The sequence below is a fragment of the Paraburkholderia silviterrae genome (genome assembly GCF_004353915.1).
GTDB lineage: Bacteria > Pseudomonadota > Gammaproteobacteria > Burkholderiales > Burkholderiaceae > Paraburkholderia > Paraburkholderia silviterrae.
Window position 1 is genome coordinate 246,563 of sequence record NZ_SMRP01000001.1, and the last position, 15,876, is coordinate 262,438.

At 67.2% G+C, this 15,876-nt stretch carries 16 protein-coding genes; 6 read left to right on the plus strand and 10 right to left on the minus strand.

Features of this window, described 5'->3' with window-relative positions; genetic code table 11:
* Positions 1-1,149 (minus strand): citrate synthase (gene gltA, locus EYW47_RS01215; protein ID WP_240763486.1); only part of this gene is annotated, 1,149 nt, incomplete at its 3' end.
* Between the two features lie 377 nt (positions 1,150-1,526).
* Here gltA and EYW47_RS01220 point away from each other — a divergent pair.
* Positions 1,527-1,928, plus strand: a complete 402-nt coding sequence (locus tag EYW47_RS01220) for a hypothetical protein (protein ID WP_133193064.1) — start codon at positions 1,527-1,529, stop codon at positions 1,926-1,928.
* A 143-nt stretch (positions 1,929-2,071) separates the two neighbouring features.
* Here the strand turns inward: EYW47_RS01220 and mreB are convergent, their stop codons facing one another.
* Together mreB and EYW47_RS01230 are read right to left on the minus strand one after the other, a co-directional pair.
* Positions 2,072-3,139, minus strand: a complete 1,068-nt coding sequence (gene mreB, locus EYW47_RS01225) for a rod shape-determining protein (protein WP_133193065.1) — start codon at positions 3,137-3,139, stop codon at positions 2,072-2,074.
* 229 nt (positions 3,140-3,368) lie between these two features.
* Positions 3,369-4,013 (minus strand): alpha/beta hydrolase, encoded by a 645-nt coding sequence (locus EYW47_RS01230; RefSeq protein WP_133193066.1) that lies wholly within the window; start codon positions 4,011-4,013, stop codon positions 3,369-3,371.
* A gap of 341 nt (positions 4,014-4,354) precedes the next feature.
* Here EYW47_RS01230 and EYW47_RS01235 point away from each other — a divergent pair, with 341 nt between their 5' ends.
* Positions 4,355-5,935 (plus strand): DHA2 family efflux MFS transporter permease subunit, encoded by a 1,581-nt coding sequence (locus EYW47_RS01235; protein WP_133193067.1) that lies wholly within the window; start codon positions 4,355-4,357, stop codon positions 5,933-5,935.
* 125 nt (positions 5,936-6,060) lie between these two features.
* Here EYW47_RS01235 and EYW47_RS01240 read toward each other — a convergent pair whose 3' ends face one another.
* Both EYW47_RS01240 and EYW47_RS01245 read right to left on the minus strand, forming a co-directional pair.
* Positions 6,061-7,401, minus strand: a complete 1,341-nt coding sequence (locus EYW47_RS01240) for an NAD(P)/FAD-dependent oxidoreductase (RefSeq protein ID WP_133193068.1) — start codon at positions 7,399-7,401, stop codon at positions 6,061-6,063.
* Positions 7,402-7,441: 40 nt separating this feature from the next.
* Positions 7,442-8,260 (minus strand): ABC transporter substrate-binding protein, encoded by an 819-nt coding sequence (locus EYW47_RS01245; RefSeq protein ID WP_133193069.1) that lies wholly within the window; start codon positions 8,258-8,260, stop codon positions 7,442-7,444.
* Between the two features lie 212 nt (positions 8,261-8,472).
* Here EYW47_RS01245 and EYW47_RS01250 point away from each other — a divergent pair, with 212 nt between their 5' ends.
* From EYW47_RS01250 to EYW47_RS01265, 4 genes are all read left to right on the plus strand, one after another.
* The gene (locus EYW47_RS01250) at positions 8,473-9,480 is read left to right on the plus strand and encodes an ornithine cyclodeaminase family protein (RefSeq protein WP_133193070.1); all 1,008 of its coding nucleotides are present in this window, start codon (positions 8,473-8,475) and stop codon (positions 9,478-9,480) included.
* Between the two features lie 71 nt (positions 9,481-9,551).
* The gene (locus EYW47_RS01255) at positions 9,552-10,286 is read left to right on the plus strand and encodes a helix-turn-helix transcriptional regulator (RefSeq protein WP_133193071.1); all 735 of its coding nucleotides are present in this window, start codon (positions 9,552-9,554) and stop codon (positions 10,284-10,286) included.
* Between the two features lie 292 nt (positions 10,287-10,578).
* Complete coding sequence (locus tag EYW47_RS01260) at positions 10,579-11,502, plus strand: glutaminase (protein WP_133193072.1); 924 nt, start codon at positions 10,579-10,581, stop codon at positions 11,500-11,502.
* 64 nt (positions 11,503-11,566) lie between these two features.
* Positions 11,567-12,073 (plus strand): GNAT family N-acetyltransferase, encoded by a 507-nt coding sequence (locus EYW47_RS01265; RefSeq protein WP_133193073.1) that lies wholly within the window; start codon positions 11,567-11,569, stop codon positions 12,071-12,073.
* Positions 12,074-12,101: 28 nt separating this feature from the next.
* Here EYW47_RS01265 and EYW47_RS01270 read toward each other — a convergent pair whose 3' ends face one another.
* Genes EYW47_RS01270 through sufD form a run of 5 tightly spaced genes read right to left on the minus strand, consistent with a single transcriptional unit; the run spans position 12,102 to position 15,873 of the window.
* Positions 12,102-12,434, minus strand: coding sequence for a Rieske (2Fe-2S) protein (locus EYW47_RS01270; protein WP_133193074.1), 333 nt, complete (start codon positions 12,432-12,434; stop codon positions 12,102-12,104).
* 1 nt (position 12,435) lies between these two features.
* The gene (locus EYW47_RS01275; RefSeq protein WP_133193075.1) at positions 12,436-12,789 is read right to left on the minus strand and encodes an SUF system Fe-S cluster assembly protein; all 354 of its coding nucleotides are present in this window, start codon (positions 12,787-12,789) and stop codon (positions 12,436-12,438) included.
* Between the two features lie 47 nt (positions 12,790-12,836).
* Entirely contained in the window at positions 12,837-13,292 is a 456-nt protein-coding gene (gene sufU, locus EYW47_RS01280) for a Fe-S cluster assembly sulfur transfer protein SufU (RefSeq protein ID WP_133193076.1), read from the minus strand.
* Positions 13,289-14,542, minus strand: a complete 1,254-nt coding sequence (locus EYW47_RS01285) for an aminotransferase class V-fold PLP-dependent enzyme (RefSeq protein ID WP_133193077.1) — start codon at positions 14,540-14,542, stop codon at positions 13,289-13,291. Before EYW47_RS01285 ends, sufU begins: the two co-directional genes overlap by 4 nt.
* Complete coding sequence (gene sufD, locus EYW47_RS01290; protein ID WP_133193078.1) at positions 14,539-15,873, minus strand: Fe-S cluster assembly protein SufD; 1,335 nt, start codon at positions 15,871-15,873, stop codon at positions 14,539-14,541. The genes EYW47_RS01285 and sufD overlap by 4 nt, the downstream gene beginning before the upstream one ends.
* Positions 15,874-15,876 lie beyond the last annotated feature (3 nt).

The following is a 15,876-nucleotide window of genomic DNA, read 5'->3' on the forward strand; positions in this document are numbered from 1 at the left end:
CGAGGTCGGGATGCCCAGCGCGCGCTGCACGATACCCGAGTAGAAGTCCACGTTCGGGTACAGCTTGCGCGACACGAAGTACTCGTCTTCCAGCGCGATCTTTTCGAGCGCCATCGCGAGCTTGAACAGCGGATCGTCGTGCAGGCCGAGCTCGTTGAGCACCTCGTAGCACGTCTCGCGCATGAGCTTCGCGCGCGGATCGTAGTTCTTGTAGACGCGGTGGCCAAAGCCCATCAGCTTCACGCCCGAATTCTTGTCCTTCACCTTCCTGATGAACTCGGGGATGTTGTCGACCGAGCCGATCTCTTCGAGCATGTTCAGCGCGGCTTCGTTCGCGCCGCCGTGCGCCGGACCCCACAGACACGCGATGCCGGCCGCGATACACGCGAACGGGTTCGCGCCCGACGAGCCCGCGAGGCGCACCGTCGAGGTCGAGGCGTTCTGCTCGTGGTCGGCGTGCAGGATCAGGATGCGGTCGAGCGCGCGCACGAGCACGTCGTTGACCTTGTACTCCTCGCTCGGCGTCGAGAACATCATCTGCATGAAGTTCGCGCTGTACGAGAGGTCGTTGCGCGGATACACGAACGGCTGGCCGATGCTGTACTTGTACGCCATGGCGACGAGCGTCGGCAGCTTGGCGATCATGCGGATCGCAGACACCTCGCGGTGCGTCGGCTCGTTGATGTCGAGCGAGTCGTGATAGAACGCGGACAGTGCGCCGACCGCCGCCACCAGAATCGCCATCGGATGTGCGTCACGGCGGAACCCCCGGAAAAAGAAATGCATCTGCTCATGAACCATCGTGTGGTTCGTGACCATCGCGACGAATTCGTCCTTTTGCTGTTGCGTCGGCAACTCGCCCTTGAGCAGCAGGTAGCAGGTCTCGAGGAAGTCGGCGTTCTGCGCGAGGTTGTCGATCGGGTAGCCGCGGTAGAGCAGCTCGCCCTTGTCGCCATCGATATAGGTGATCGCCGAGTTGCACGCCGCCGTCGACATGAAGCCGGGGTCGTAGGTGAACATGCCGGTCTGGCCGTACAGCTTGCGGATGTCGATCACGTCCGGGCCCGTCGTGCCCTTGTAGACCGGCAGCTGAACGCCTTCGGCGTGGCCGGGGATCGTGAGTGTGGCGTGAGTCTTCGAATCGATCATGTCTTGTCCTTGCATTGAATTGCCTTCACCTCGCAAGAGAGGGAAGGCACGGTGTCGCTCGTCGCCCGATTTTCCAGGCCGGCTTCACTGCGACCACCTGACGCATTCTACGGCGCGACGCAGCATCGATTGATAGCGAACCCGGCAACAATGCCTCCTCCAGCCAGCAACATTGAATGCTTGCGGCTCCCTTAACACCGATTTCTGCAACAATATTTTGTCAGTGCAGTGCAACATGGATCAGTCCTGCTCTGACATACTGCTTGACATGCAACGACTTCCCCTGTCTTGCTTTCAATGCCATATTGGCCCGCCTCCCTTGGCGGGCTTTTTTCTCACGCCACACGCGCTGTACGCAAAACGTAAGGAATGAACAGATGAACATCTCGATCGACACCCTGTTCGCAGAAGACGAACTTGCAGAGGACGCCATCGTCACCGCGCTCAATCACCAGGACATCGTGGTTGCGCTCTCCGCAGCACTTGCGTCCGAGCGCGTGGCGGTCCTGCATATGCTCTACCCGCGCACCGACGCGCGCACGCACCGCAGCCTCGACGCCCTCGTCGACGCCCTGCACGGCCACGGCCTGCACCAGGTCGCGCGCCTCGTCTCGCAGGAAGCGCACTACCTCGTGTTCAAGGATCCGGTGAAGGCATGGAAGGCCTTCCACGAGATCCGCAACGACTCGCTCGCCATCGGCGTGCATCTCTACTACGCGGGCCTCGTGGGCGAAGCCGCCGAGCACAAGCTCGACGCCCACGCACACGGCCGCGAGTAAGCCAAACCGGTTCGGACTGCGATATTTCCGGATTCCTGTGAAAGCGGCCACCCTGGGTGGCCGCTTTGCGTTGGTCCGCTATTCGGGCGGTTGCGGGCGCTTGCCAGCGCCCGCGCAACCCAGCGGCGCGCTCGAACCGCCGCTCAGTCGCAGGCGTCGAAGTCGGGCTGGCCGGCGGGCACGGCGCCCGCCGCTGCCGCGCCCGCGCCGCGCACGGCGCAGGTGAGCGGCGCGTCGGCCACGCGCACCGGCACGCCCAGCTCGGCGGCCAGGCACTGGTCGAGGCGGCCGAGCAGCGCGCCGCCGCCCGTGAGCACGACGCCGCTATCGGCGATATCGCTGGCAAGCTCGGGCGGCGCCTGCTCGAACACCTGGCGCACCACGCTGATCACCTGGCGCAGCGGCAAGGCGAGCGCATCGGCGATGTCCTCGCTCGTGATTTCGATGGTGCGCGGCAGGCCGTCCTCAAGGCTGCGACCGGTCGCGCGCAGGCGCTCGATGGGCTCGCCGCGCAGCGCGCTGCCGATGATCTTCTTGACGTGCTCGGCGGTCTGCTCGCCGAGGATCACGCCGTAGAGGCCGCGCACGTGCTCGATGATGGCGCGATCGAACTGGTCGCCGCCCACGCGCACCGAGCCGCTGACGGCCACGCCGCCCAGCGCGAGCACGCCTACTTCGGTCGTGCCGCCGCCGATGTCGACGACCATCGAGCCCGTGGCCGAGGCGACCGGCAGCCCCGCGCCCAGCGCCGAAGCCAGTGATTCGCCGATCAGGTTCACGCTCGCCGCGCCGGCCGCGAACGCGGCATCGCGCAGCGCGCGCCGCTCCACGCGCGTGGCCGCCCCCGGCACGCACACGGTGAACGCCGAGCGGCGGCCGAAGCGGCGCTGCGGGCGCGCCATGGCGACGAAGCGGCGCATCATCTGCTCGGCGGCGGCAAAGTCGGCAATCACGCCGTGCACGAGCGGCTTCACGGTTTCGAGGTTCTGCGGCGTGCGCCCGAGGAGCGCCTTGGCCTGCGCGCCCACGGCAGCGACGGCCGACGCGCCGCCATTGCCGGCACCCGCGCCGCGCTCGCGGCAGACCACCGAGGGCTGATCGAGCAGGATGCCCCCTTGCGCCGTATAGATCAGCGTATTGGCAGTGCCGGGATCGATCGCCATGTTCTGGCGAGACCCCATGTGCAGAAATTGGCGCGTGGCTCGGGCCATGTTGTCGTTATTCGTCGTTGCGTGTGGAGGCGTGCCTGGCGGTGGACCGCCCGGCATTCGAGCCCGGTCGCAAACGTTTGTCCGACCGGGCGCCAGAGAGCCATTACGGCCCTCTGGCTTTGTTTACGGCGAAAGCCGGGCGAGACTTTAGCCGCGCCAAAAAATAACCGGGCAGCTTAATCGGGAAGTGTGGAAAAAATAAGTCAGGCCGCGGCGGCGCGCGAACTCACTACCCCAGCGCCCGCACCAGTGCGTCGCGCCCGAGCATCGCGCCTTGCGCGGTAATCGTGTGACCGACGCCCGGCAGCGCAAACGCCGCCACGGCAAAACCCGCGTCGCTGAACGCCGCGGCGGCGCGCTCGAGCTCCAGCACGGGAATCACCTCGTCGTCCTCGCCGTGCACGAGCGTGAGCGGCGTCAGGCTCTTCGCGACGACCGGCGTGACGAGGCGCCCGGCGTAAACGACCACGGCCGCCGCGCCCTCGGGCTGCGTCGCCACGTGATAGAGCGACATGATCGAACCCTGCGAGAAACCGACCAGCGCGAGGCGGTCGAAACCGAGTCCCCAATGCGCGAGCTCGTCGGCGAGGCGCTTTTCCAGCACCGGCGCCGCCGCGGCCACGCGCGCCGCGCGGTTCGTCTCGCTCACGTCGCGCAGCGTGAACCACTGGCGCCCGCCGAAGCCGCCGTCGAACGGCTCGTTGCCGTCGAGCGAAGCGAAGGCGACGCCGGGCAGCGCGTCGCGCCAGGCGTCGGCGAGCGGCATCAGATCGCGCGCATTGCTCCCCACCCCGTGCAGCAGCACGACGAGCGCGCGCGCCGCGCCTTCGGCGGGCGCGAGGCGCCAACCGCCATCGAATTGTTTCCAGCTCATTGTCTTGATCCCCTCTGGCCGTGTCTTTGACTTGCCGATCCACAAAACTCGCATCACCCGCATGCAGCGCTGCACGCCCGCCCGACGAGGCAGTGCGCCGTGGCCCGCATGACTGCCGCAAGCATACGCCGCCCTTGCGACAGGCGTATGCACGCCGGCAAAACGAAAGGAACGCGTGAGAACGCCTGCTGCCCGCGCGCCGCCGATGCCCCTCACGCGCCTGGGGATGCTTTCACGCCCGCCCATGCCGTTGCGAGATTGCAGGTATTCTTGGCGAAAATCCGGTCCGCCGCGCGGACCTTGCGCGTTGCCTGCAGCCCCCGAATTTGCGGAGAAGAAGCTTGAGCCAGCCCACCTCGCCATCCTCATCGTCTCCGCCACCCGCGCCACCGCCTCCGCTCGAAGGCGGCAAGCTGATCCTCGCGACCATCGCCGTCGCGCTCGCGACCTTCATGAACGTGCTGGACACGTCGATCGCCAACGTGGCCATCCCGACCATCTCGGGCGACCTCGGCGTTTCGGTCGATGAAGGCACGTGGGTCATCACCGTGTTCGCGGCCGCCAATGCGGTCTCCATCCCGCTCACGGGCTGGCTCACGCAGCGCTTCGGCCAGGTGCGCCTGTTCGTGGCGTCGATCCTCTCGTTCGTGCTGGCCTCGTGGCTGTGCGGCATCGCACCCAGCCTGCCGATCCTGCTGATCGCGCGCGTGCTGCAAGGCGCCGTGGCCGGCCCGCTGATCCCGCTCTCGCAAGCCATCCTGCTGGGCTCCTGGCCGCGCGACAAGTCCGCCACCGCGCTCGCCTTCTGGGCCATGACCACCACGGTCGGCCCGATCGCGGGCCCGGCGCTGGGCGGCTGGATCACCGACAGCTACAACTGGTCGTGGATCTTCTACATCAACATCCCGGTGGGCCTGTTCGCGGCCTTCATCACCTGGAGCATCTACCGCCACCGCGAATCGCCCACGCGCAAGCCGCCCATCGACATCGTGGGCCTCGGGTTGCTCGTCGCCTGGGTGGCCTCGCTGCAGATCATGCTCGACAAGGGCAAGGATCTCGACTGGTTCAATTCGTCCGTGATCGTCACGCTCGGCGTGACCGCGCTCATCAGCTTCGCGTTCTTCCTCGTCTGGGAGCTAACCGAGGAGCATCCCATCGTGGACCTGCGGCTCTTTGCGCAGCGGAATTTCCTCGGCGGCACGATCGCGATTTCGGTGGCCTATGCCGTGTTTTTCGGCAATCTCGTGTTGCTGCCGCAGTGGATGCAGGAGTACCTGAACTATCGCTCGGTGGACGCGGGTCTCGTCACTGCGCCGCTCGGCATCTTCGCCGTGATCCTCGCGCCGGTGGTGGGACGCATCCTGCCGCGCTCGGACGCGCGCGTCATCGCCACGATCGCGTTCATCATGTTCGCGGGCGTGTTCTTCATGCGCTCGCAGTATGTGATCGAGATCGACACCTTCCACCTCGTGCTGCCCACGCTGCTGCAGGGCATCCCGATGGCGCTGTTCTTCGTGCCGCTCACCGCGATCATTCTCGCGGGCCAGCCGCCCGGCCGCATTCCGGCCGCCGCGGGGCTCTCGAATTTCGTGCGCGTGTTCTGCGGCGCCGTGGGCACGTCGATTTCGACCAACGCCTGGAACAACCGCACGATCCTCCATCACGCGCGCCTGACCGAGCAGGCTTCCATCTACAACCCGATCTTCCAGCAGTCGATCGGCCAGACCCAGCAGACGCTGAACCTGAGCGAGCCCTCGGCGCGCGCGCTGTTCGATTTCCAGCTCACGACCCAGGCCGCGATGATGGGCCTGAACGATATCTTCTATATCTCGGCGATCATCTTCCTCGCGATCATTCCACTCATCTGGATCACGAAGTCGACGCGAGGTTCGAGCGGAGGCGGCGCGGCGGGCGCACATTGAGTGCATTGAGCGCGGTGGGTGCGCGTGGTGCATTGAGCGCATCGAGTGCATCGCATCGGGCTCGCCAATGCGCGCTGCTCGCGTGACGAAGCGGCAGCCCGCGCTGCCGCCACGCCTGTGCCGTGCTACGCGAAACGGTGCGGCAGATAAGGCTTGGGATCGGTGAAAGGCGTCTCGCCCATGATCTGCTCCGCGACGAGCCGCCCGGTCACCGGGCCCAGCGTGAGGCCGTGGTGGTTGTGGCCGAAGGCGAACCACAGCCCCGCATGACGCGGCGCGGGCCCGAGCACCGGACGCATGTCCGGCGTGCACGGGCGCATGCCCATCCACGGCGTTTCGTCGAGCCGCTTGCCGAGCCCGAACACGGGCCGCGCCGCGCGCTCGGCCGCATCGAGCTGCGCGTAATTGGGCGGCCGCTCGCGCGTGGCCAGCTCCACGCCGGTGGTCAGCCGCAGGCCGCGGCTCATCGGCGCGACCACGTAGCCGCCCTCGATATCCACCACGGGACGCGTGAGCGGCGCGCTCGCCTCGCTCGCGTAATGCATGTGATAGCCGCGTTTGGCCATCAGCGGCACGTGGTAGCCGAGCGGCCCGGTCACGAGATCCGACCACGGCCCGAGCGCGACGACGGCAAGCTCCGCAGTCAGCGGCCCATCCTCGGTGCGCACCTGCCAGCCGCTGCCCTCCTGGCGCAAGGTGAGCGCATCGCCCTTCGCGAACCTGCCGCCTTCGCACAGGAACAACTGCGCGTAGCCCTTCACTAGCGCGCCGGGATCCGCCACGCTGGCCGGATCGGCCCAGTGAATCGCACCCGCATAGCCCTCCGAGAGCGACGCCTCCGCCGCGCGCAGACCCGCCGCATCGAGGACATTCACGCGCAGGCCATGCTGCCCGGCCACGCGCAGCGCCTCTGCGCGCTCGCGCTCGAATTCCGCCGGCGAACGGTACGCCTCCAGCCAGCCGACCGGACGCACGAGCGCGCGCAAATCCGTACGTGTTTCCGTGTAGGCGTCTGTGCGCGCGTCCGTGAATGCGTCCGTGCGTGTTTCCGTGTACGCGCCAGTGCGTGCGTCCGTGTATGCGGCCGAACGTGCGAGCAGCGCCTCGTGCTCGGCGACGCAGCGCCCGATGAGCGGCAGCATGTCGTGCGCCGCGCCCGCCAGCCGCGCCGGCGCCGACTCGCGCCAGAACAACGCGAGCCAGCGCGCGTAGGCGGGCAGCGAGCGCAGGTCGTAGCGCAGCATCGTCGAGTCGTTGCGCATGAGCCGCAGCAGCGTGCGCCAGTCGCGCGGGAAGCCATACGGCACCACCGACGACGCCTCGATCAGCCCCGCATTGCCAAAGCTCGTTTCCTCGCCCGGCGCGCGCCGGTCGACGAGCGTGACGCGCACGCCGCGCGCCTGCAGATGCAGCGCGACGCTCACGCCTACGATGCCCGCGCCGAGGACGATCGCGTCCTTGCTCATGCCATTCCTCTGGAGTCCATAAGTGCGCCCCCGCTGCGCATCACTTCGCGACGATGTCGCGACCGAAATACTTCATCGAAAGCTTCGTGAGCGTGCCGTCCTGGCGCAGCGAGTCGAGCGCCGCGTCCACCTTGGCCTTGAGCGCCGCGTCGTTCTTGCGCATGCCGAAGCCCGTGCCCTCGCCGAGCGTGGCGGGATCCTTGAGCGGCGCGCCCGCGAAATCGAAGTCCTTGCCTTGCGGCTTCGAAAGGAAGCCGTCGGTGGCAGTCTGCACTTCCTGGACCGCGCCGTCCAGACGGCCCGCGGCGAGGTCCGCGAAAATCTGGTCCTGGTTCTCGTACGTGACGATCGACACGCCCTGCGTCGCCCAGTGCTTGCGCACGTAATCTTCCTGCGTCGATCCTTGCAGCACGCCGATCTGCTTGCCCTTGAGGCTCGCCGGAGTAGGCTGCAGCCCCGAGCCGCGCCTGGCGACCATCTGGATCGGCATCACGTAGACAGCCGGCGTGAAATCGATCTGCTGGCGGCGCTTGTCGGTGATGTTCATCGCCGAGTTGATGACGTCGAACTTGCGCGCCTCGAGCGCCGCGATCAGGCCGTCGAAACTGTTCTCCACCCACACGCACTTCATCTGCATGCGCTGGCAAACCGCATTGCCGATGTCGATGTCGAAGCCCTGCAACTGGCCCGAGGGCGTCTTGCTCTCGAACGGCGGGTAGGACGCCTCCACGCCGAAACGCAGCGTCTGCGTGCCCTGCGCGTGCGCCGCGCCCGCCGTCATGCCGAGTCCCGCGCCAAGCAAGCCGGCCAGGCCCGCAAGGCGGACCGCTCGCGCGTAGCGAATCATCTTTCTGTTCATCGTCGTCACCAATGTCTTTAATGAGTGTGCCCCCAAACCTGTCGCTTCGCGCCAGGCCCCCCGAGGGGGTCAAGAAAACTTGGGGCGGCCCGGCGTTTTCTTGGAGGTCGGGCGGCGCCCTTCGCGAGAGTCTCGCGGCCGCCAGACAAATATAGACGAAAAATAAAAATAAAGTCTAGAATGGACAAAAATGTCTACACATGGAGCACAGCATGTCCGAAACGTCAGTTCCCCACGCAAGCACCGCGGCGCCGTTCATCGTCGACGCCGCGCAGGTACGCGCCGCGCTCCCCGCCCTCGACGTGCGCGGCGTGCTCGCGGACATGTTCGCAGCGCTCGGCCGCGGCGAAGCCGTGCAGCCGCCGCAGACGCTCGCGCTGTTTCCGCGCGAGGCGGGCGATTTCATCACCTACCTGGGTGTGCTGGCCGACGCCGGCGTGTTTGGCGCGAAGCTCTCGCCGTACATCGCGGGCACCGAGGGCGCGAAGCCCATCGTCACGGCCTGGACCGCGCTGATGTCGATGCACACCGGCCAGCCGCTCATGTGGTGCGATGCGGCGCTGCTCACGACCGAGCGCACGGCGGGCACCACGGCGCTCGCCGTCGACCAGCTCGCGCCGCGCGACGCGCGGCGCCTCGCCGTGATCGGCGCGGGCGCGGTGGCGCTCGCGCACATCCGCCACGCCGCGCCGCTGCGCGCGTGGGAGAGCATTCGCGTTTATGCGCCGAAGCTCGCCGGCGACGCCGCGCGCGCCGCTAGCGTGCGCGCCGCCGACGCGCGCGTGAGCCTCGCGGCAACGGCGCAGGAATGCGTCGCCGACGCCGACGTCGTCATGCTCTGCACCTCGTCGGGCAAGCCGGTGCTCGCGCTCGACGCGCTCACCAAGCCCGCGCTCATCACCTCGATCAGCACGAACGTCGCGCAGGCACACGAGATCGATCCAGCCGTGCTGCCCACGCTCGACGTGTATTGCGACTATCGCCGCACCACGCCGCAAAGCGCCGGCGAGATGGTGCTGGCCGCGCGCGGGCACGGCTGGTCGCCGGAGGCAATCGTGGGAGACCTCGCCGAGCTTGCGAACGACGCCTGCCCGCGCCCCGGCTACACGCGCCACGTATTCTTCCGCTCGATCGGACTCGGCCTCGAAGATATCGCGATCGCCCACGCGCTCTACACGCATCTGCTGCGCGTGCGCGTAGCGCCGTCGCGCGTGCACTAAGGATCCACCAGGCGCAGTATCATCGACGTCCTCATTGACGAACCTTCCGACGCCTAACGGCCCCCGGTCCGATGCAGAAAAAAGACTCCGCGAAGCCACCCATCAAGCCGGCCGCCAGGCAGCCCGCCAAGCCGCCTGCGAAGCCGCCTGCAAAGCGCCCTGCGCAGCAGCCCGCCAGCGCGAAGACGCCGCGCGAGCGGCTGCTCGAACGCTACGCGCACGTGGCGGACAGCATCACGACGCTGTTTTTCCCGTTCGCCGAAGTGGTGATCCACGACCTCTCGGACCAGACCGTGGCGTACCTCTCGAACAATCTCTCGAAGCGCGAGATCGGCGACGACGCCGCGCTGGAGGACGTCGAGGAAACCACGCGCAACAAGCTGCTGGGCCCCTACGAGAAGGTGAACTGGGACGGGCGGCGCATGCGCTGCGTGAGCACGGCGCTGTTCGACGACGACGGGCATGCCGCGGGTGTCATGTGCATCAACTTCAACATCGCGGCCTTCGACGACATGCAGGCGACGCTCGATCTGTTCCTGCGCGGCGCGGGCGTGATTGCGCAGCCGGAGGAGCTGTTCAAGGACGACTGGCAGGAGCGCATCAACACCTTCCTGCACGGCTGGCTGCGCGAGCGCCAGGTGGCGCTCAACTCGCTAACGCGCGAGCACCGGCGCGAGCTGGTGGAAGCGCTGCATGCCGAGGGCGCGTTCAAGGGCAAGAGCTCGGCGAACTACGTGGCGAAGGTGCTGGGCATGGGGCGCGCGACGGTGTACAAGCATCTGCGCGAGTTGAAGGACGAGGCGTAGTCGCGGCGCGGGTTGCCGGTCTCGCTCAGCCTCTACTGTTTCACAAACAGCAAATCGCATTGGCGCGCACCGGGCCGTTTGCCAGTGCCGCTGGTGGCGTCGAAATGCGCGTCGGCATCAAACCCTTACGGCGTGAGCGGCTTGGCTCCGCCCATCGTATAGGGCGGTGAACCTGTAAGTTATTGGCTCGCGCTCGAATGTCCGCCGCCGATGCCCGCTCAACGCGGGCATCGGCATGTAATCTGAAGTATCATCGCGGGCCGACCCGATTGACGTTTGCAGGGACCCGCCGATGACCAGCCAGAACTATCAAGCGATCCTCGAACAGATACATCGCGACATCGCACCGTGGCGCACAGCCGGCCGCGTGGCCGACTACATTCCCGAACTCGCCAAAGTGCCAGCCGAACGCTTCGGCATGGCGGTCGTCACGCTCGACGGCAGTGTGTTTTCGGTCGGCGACGCGCACGAGCGCTTTTCGATTCAGAGCATTTCGAAGCTCTTCGCGTGCACGCTGGCGTTCCAGCTGCTCGGCGATGCACTCTGGGAGCGCGTGGGCCGCGAGCCGTCGGGCACGGCGTTCAACTCGCTCGTGCAGCTCGAATTCGAAGCGGGCAAGCCGCGCAACCCGTTCATCAACGCGGGCGCGCTCGTCGTCACCGATGTGCTGTGCCGCCGCTTCGTGCAGGCCGAGACGGCGCTGGTGGATTTCGTTCGGCGGCTCTCTGGCGAACCCGGCATCGGCTACGACCTGCGCGTCGCGCAGTCGGAACTCGCGCACGCCGAGCGCAATCGCGCGATGGCGCATTTCATCGCGAGTTTCGGCAATCTGGAGATGCCCGCCAATGCGGTGATCGACGCCTATTGCCGCCAGTGCGCGATCGAGATGAACTGCGTGGAGCTGGCGCGCGCGGCGCTCTTTCTGGCCAACGGCGGGGTGTCGCCCGCCGGCGGCGAGCGGGTACTCGACGCGAGCTCGACCAAGCGGCTCTCGGCGCTCATGCTGACCTGCGGGACTTACGACGCGGCGGGCGATTTCGTCTATCGCGTTGGGCTGCCCGCGAAGAGCGGTGTAGGCGGCGGCATCGTAGCGGTTCTACCCGGGGAGATGGCGGTGTGCGTGTGGTCGCCCGGCCTCGACGCGAACGGAAATTCACTGGCCGGCGTCCAGTCACTGGAACTGCTGACCACGCTCACAGGGCGGTCGATTTTTTGAGCGTGCCCTCCCGGCTCGCGCCACGTAACGCGATAAACTCACGCGCCTTCACGCGAGCTCACCCATGCCTTTCGAAATCCGCCCAGAAACGCCCACCGACATCCCCGCGATCCACGCGCTGACCGCGGCCGCCTTCCTCCACGCGCCGCACACGAGCCACACCGAGCACTACATCGTCGACGCGCTGCGCGCCGCCGGCGAATTGGCAGTCTCGCTCGTGGCCGTGGACGGGGAGACGCTCGTCGGGCACATCGCGCTGTCTGCCGTGGCGCTTTCGGACGGCACCGCCGGCTGGTTCGGCCTCGGGCCGGTTTCGGTCGTGCCTGAGCGGCAAGGCCAGGGCATCGGTAGCCGCCTCGTCGAGCATGCGCTCGACGCGTTGCGCGAGCAGCACGCGGCCGGCTGCGTGCTGCTCGGCGACCCGCACTATTACCGGCGCTTTGGCTTCGCGCCCGAGCCCGCGCTGGTGCTGCCCGGCGTTCCCGCCGAGTATTTTCAGGCGCTCGCGCTGCGCGGCCCTGTGCCAGCGGCAACCGTGCGCTACAGCGAGGCATTCGAGGCACGCGCGTAGTCTCAGCCATGCGGGCCAACCCGGCGCATCAAAAACCGCTCTCGTCCCAGCGCGTGTCGCGCACCTGCACGATGCCGCCCTCCACGCGCACGGCGAACACCTCGACATCCTCATAAGCCGGCGGCGCGCGGACTCTGCCCGTGCGGATGCAAAAGCGCGCACCATGCCGCGGGCAAACCACCTCATCGCCCTCCACGGTGCCGCCGGTCAAGATGCCGCCATCGTGCGTGCAGATATCTTCGATCGCGTAGCACGTGCCGTCGAGATTGAACACCGCGACCTGCGCACCCTCGACATTCACGCTGCGCACGGCGCCCGGCGGAAAATCGGCGTAGGGCGCCACGTCCACCCAGTCGGCCATATCAGAACATCCCCAATTCCAGGCGGGCCGCTTCGGACATCCGCGCTCTCGTCCACGGCGGATCCCACACCAGCTCCACCTCCGCCGTGCTCACGCCCGCCACGTCCAGGACGCAGTCCTCCACCGTTGCCGGAAATGACTGCGCAACGGGGCAACCGGGCGCGGTCAGCGTCATGCGGATCGTCACGTGCCCGCTTTCGTCGTCGGCATCGAGTTCGTAGACGAGCCCCAGATCGTAGATGTTGACCGGTATCTCGGGGTCGTACACCGTGCGCAGCGCGTCGATCACGCGCGCGAGCAGGTCGCCGCCGCTACCCTGCGCGTCGTCGCGTTCCTGCATGTCATCTGAGTTCATCGTCGTTCGCCTCGCTGCCTGTTACGCGGTTAATCATGGCGCTCGCTTCATTCCGTGGATACCGGTTCGCCTTCGTCGCGCAAGGCGGCGCGCAGCGTGTGCCATGCGAGCGTCGCGCACTTGATGCGCGCCGGAAACTCGCGCACGCCGGCCAGCACCGCGAGCTTGCCGAGTCCGGCGACGTCTGCGAGCGGCCGGTCGGCCGGGGCCGTCGCCATCGCGTGAAAGCGCTCGAACAGCGCCTCGACCTCGGCTTCGGTGCGGCCCTTGAGCGCCTCGGTCATCAACGAGGCCGATGCGGTCGCGATCGCGCAGCCGGCGCCCTCGAAGCCGACGTCCTTGACGATGCCCTCCTCGATGCGCAGATACAGCGTGATGCGGTCGCCGCACAGCGGGTTGTAGCCCTCGGCCCGACGGTTCGCGCCCGCCAGCGCATGGCAGTTCCGCGGCCGCCGGTAGTGGTCGAAAATCATTTCCTGGTACAACTCACGAAGGTCGCTCATAGCGGGAACAGCTCCTGCACGCGCGCGAGGCCTTCGACGAGCGCATCCACTTCAGCGCGCGTGTTATAGAGCGCGAACGACGCGCGCACCGTGGCCGGCACGCCATAGCGCGCCATGACCGGCATCGCGCAATGATGGCCGGTGCGCACCGCCACGCCGCACTGGTCGAGGATCGTGCCGATATCGTGGGCATGCGCGTGCGCCATCACGAACGATACGATTCCGACCTTCTCCCTGGCTGTGCCGATCATTCTCAAATGCGGCACCGCACGCAGCGCATCGCTCGCATAGGCGAGCAGGTCGGCCTCGTGCGCGAGCGCCACTTCCACATCTATTGCGCTCAGATAGTCGAGCGCCGCCGCCAGCCCTACCGCGCCCGCGATGTTCGGCGTGCCGGCCTCGAAGCGCCACGGAATCGCGTTGTACTCCGTCTTCTCGAAGCTCACCGAACGGATCATGTCGCCGCCCCCTTGCCAGGGCGGCATCGCCTCGAGCAGCTCGCTCCTGGCGTAGAGCGCGCCGATACCGGTTGGCCCGTAGACCTTGTGCCCGGAAAACGCGTAGAAGTCGCAATCGAGCGCGGCCACGTCGACGGGCAGATGCGCAATCGCCTGCGCGCCATCGATCAGCACCGGCACGCCGCGCGCGTGCGCGAGCTCGATCAGCCGCGCAATGGGGTTGATGGTCCCGAGCGCGTTCGACGCATGCGTGATCGCAACGATGCGCGTGCGCGGCCCCAGCATGCGTTCGTACGCGTCGATGTCGAGTGCGCCGGCATCGTCGATCGGCACCACTTTGAGCACCGCGCCCGTCTGCGCGCAGACCATCTGCCACGGCACGATATTCGAATGGTGCTCCATCGCGCTGATGAGGATCTCGTCGCCGGGCTGAATGCGGGGCCGGACGTAACTCTGCGCCACCAGATTGATCGCCTCGGTAGTGCCGCGGACGTACACGATCGCTTCGGCGCGGCCCGCGTGAATGAAACGCGCGATGCGCGCACGCGCGCCTTCATAGGCTGCCGTGGCGCGCTGCGAGAGCAGGTGCACGCCGCGATGCACGTTCGCGTTCATCTGCTCGTAATACGCGCGCTCCGCGGCGATCACAGCCGCGGGTTTCTGCGTGGTCGCGCCGTTGTCCAGATACGCGAGCGGCATACCGTGCACGCGTTCGCGCAGAATCGGAAAGTCGCGCCGCCAGCGCGCCACCGTGTCTTCGTCTGGAATCCTTACCGGTTCAACAGGCTTCATGTGAGCTCCCGCAGGTATTCGCCGCCGGGCAGGCGCGCGAGCAGCAATTGCGTGAGCCGCTTGCGCAGCGCAGCGCTTTCCACGCGATCCACGCTCACGCGCGCGAACGCCCACACCAGCAAGGCACGCGCCATGCGTTCTTCGAGGCCGCGCGAGCGCAGGTAAAACAACGGGTTTTCGTCGAGCTGGCCGACGGTCGCGCCGTGCGTGCACTTCACGTCGTCGGCGTGAATCTCCAGTTGCGGCTTGGTGTCGATCTGCGCATCGCGCGAGAGCAGCAGATTGTCGTTGCCCTGATGCGCGTCGGTCTGCTGCGCGTCCGGATGCACGATCACGCGCGCGTCGAACACGCCGTGCGACGCGCCGTCGAGCACGCCGCGGTAGTACTCGCGGCTCGTGCCGCGCGGCTGCTCGTGATCGATGCGCGTATGGTGGTCGACATGCTGCCTCGCGCCAACCAGATAGAGGCCGTTCAGATCCGCGCGCGCATCGGCCGCGTCGAGCCGCGTCGCAATCTGCGTGCGTGAAAGCGCGCTGCCGAACGCAAACGAATGCGACGTGAAGTGGCTCGCCCGCTGCTGCGAGACATCCACCTGGGCGATGTGAAACGCGCTGCGCGCCTCCTGCTGAATGCGGCAGTGGCGGACGTCGGCTTCGCTGTCCGCGACGATCTCGGTGGCGGCGTTGACGAAATAGGCCTCGTCGGCGACTCCCGCGAACTGCTCGACGATCGAACACCGCGCGCCCTGCTCCGCCAGCACCACGTTGAACGGATGCATCGCCAGACCCGCTTCATCGGCGAAAAACAGCACATGCAGCGGCGCCTCGATCGCGCATCCCGGCGGCAGCACGACCACATAGCCGTCGCTCAGAAACGCGCCGTTCAGCGCCGCGAAGCCGTCCTGCTGCTCGCGCCGGGCCATGACGGCCTGGAGCCGCTGGGGAATTTCGCGCATCGCCTGGCGCAGGCTGCCGACGAACGCGCCCTCGGGCAAATCGGCAAGCCGCGAAAGCTTCGGCGCATAGCGGCCGTTCACGAACACGAAGCGGTTCGCCGCGTCTTCCGGCACGAGATCGCTCACGAGATTCGCGATGCCGCCCAGGTCCGCGTGCGCGGGATGTGCGGGCGCGAAATGCCAGCGCGGCTGCGCGATGGCCGTCACGTTGGTGTACTTCCACGCTTCGAGCTGCGTGCCCGGAAAGCCCAGCGTCTCGAACCGCTCGAACGCGTGGCGCCGGGCGCTGCGCAACCACGGCAACTCGACGCCCGGCAGGGTCTTCACCGTCGTGCGAAAAGCGTCGCGGTAGTAGTCGCGCATCGACTCGCTCATTGC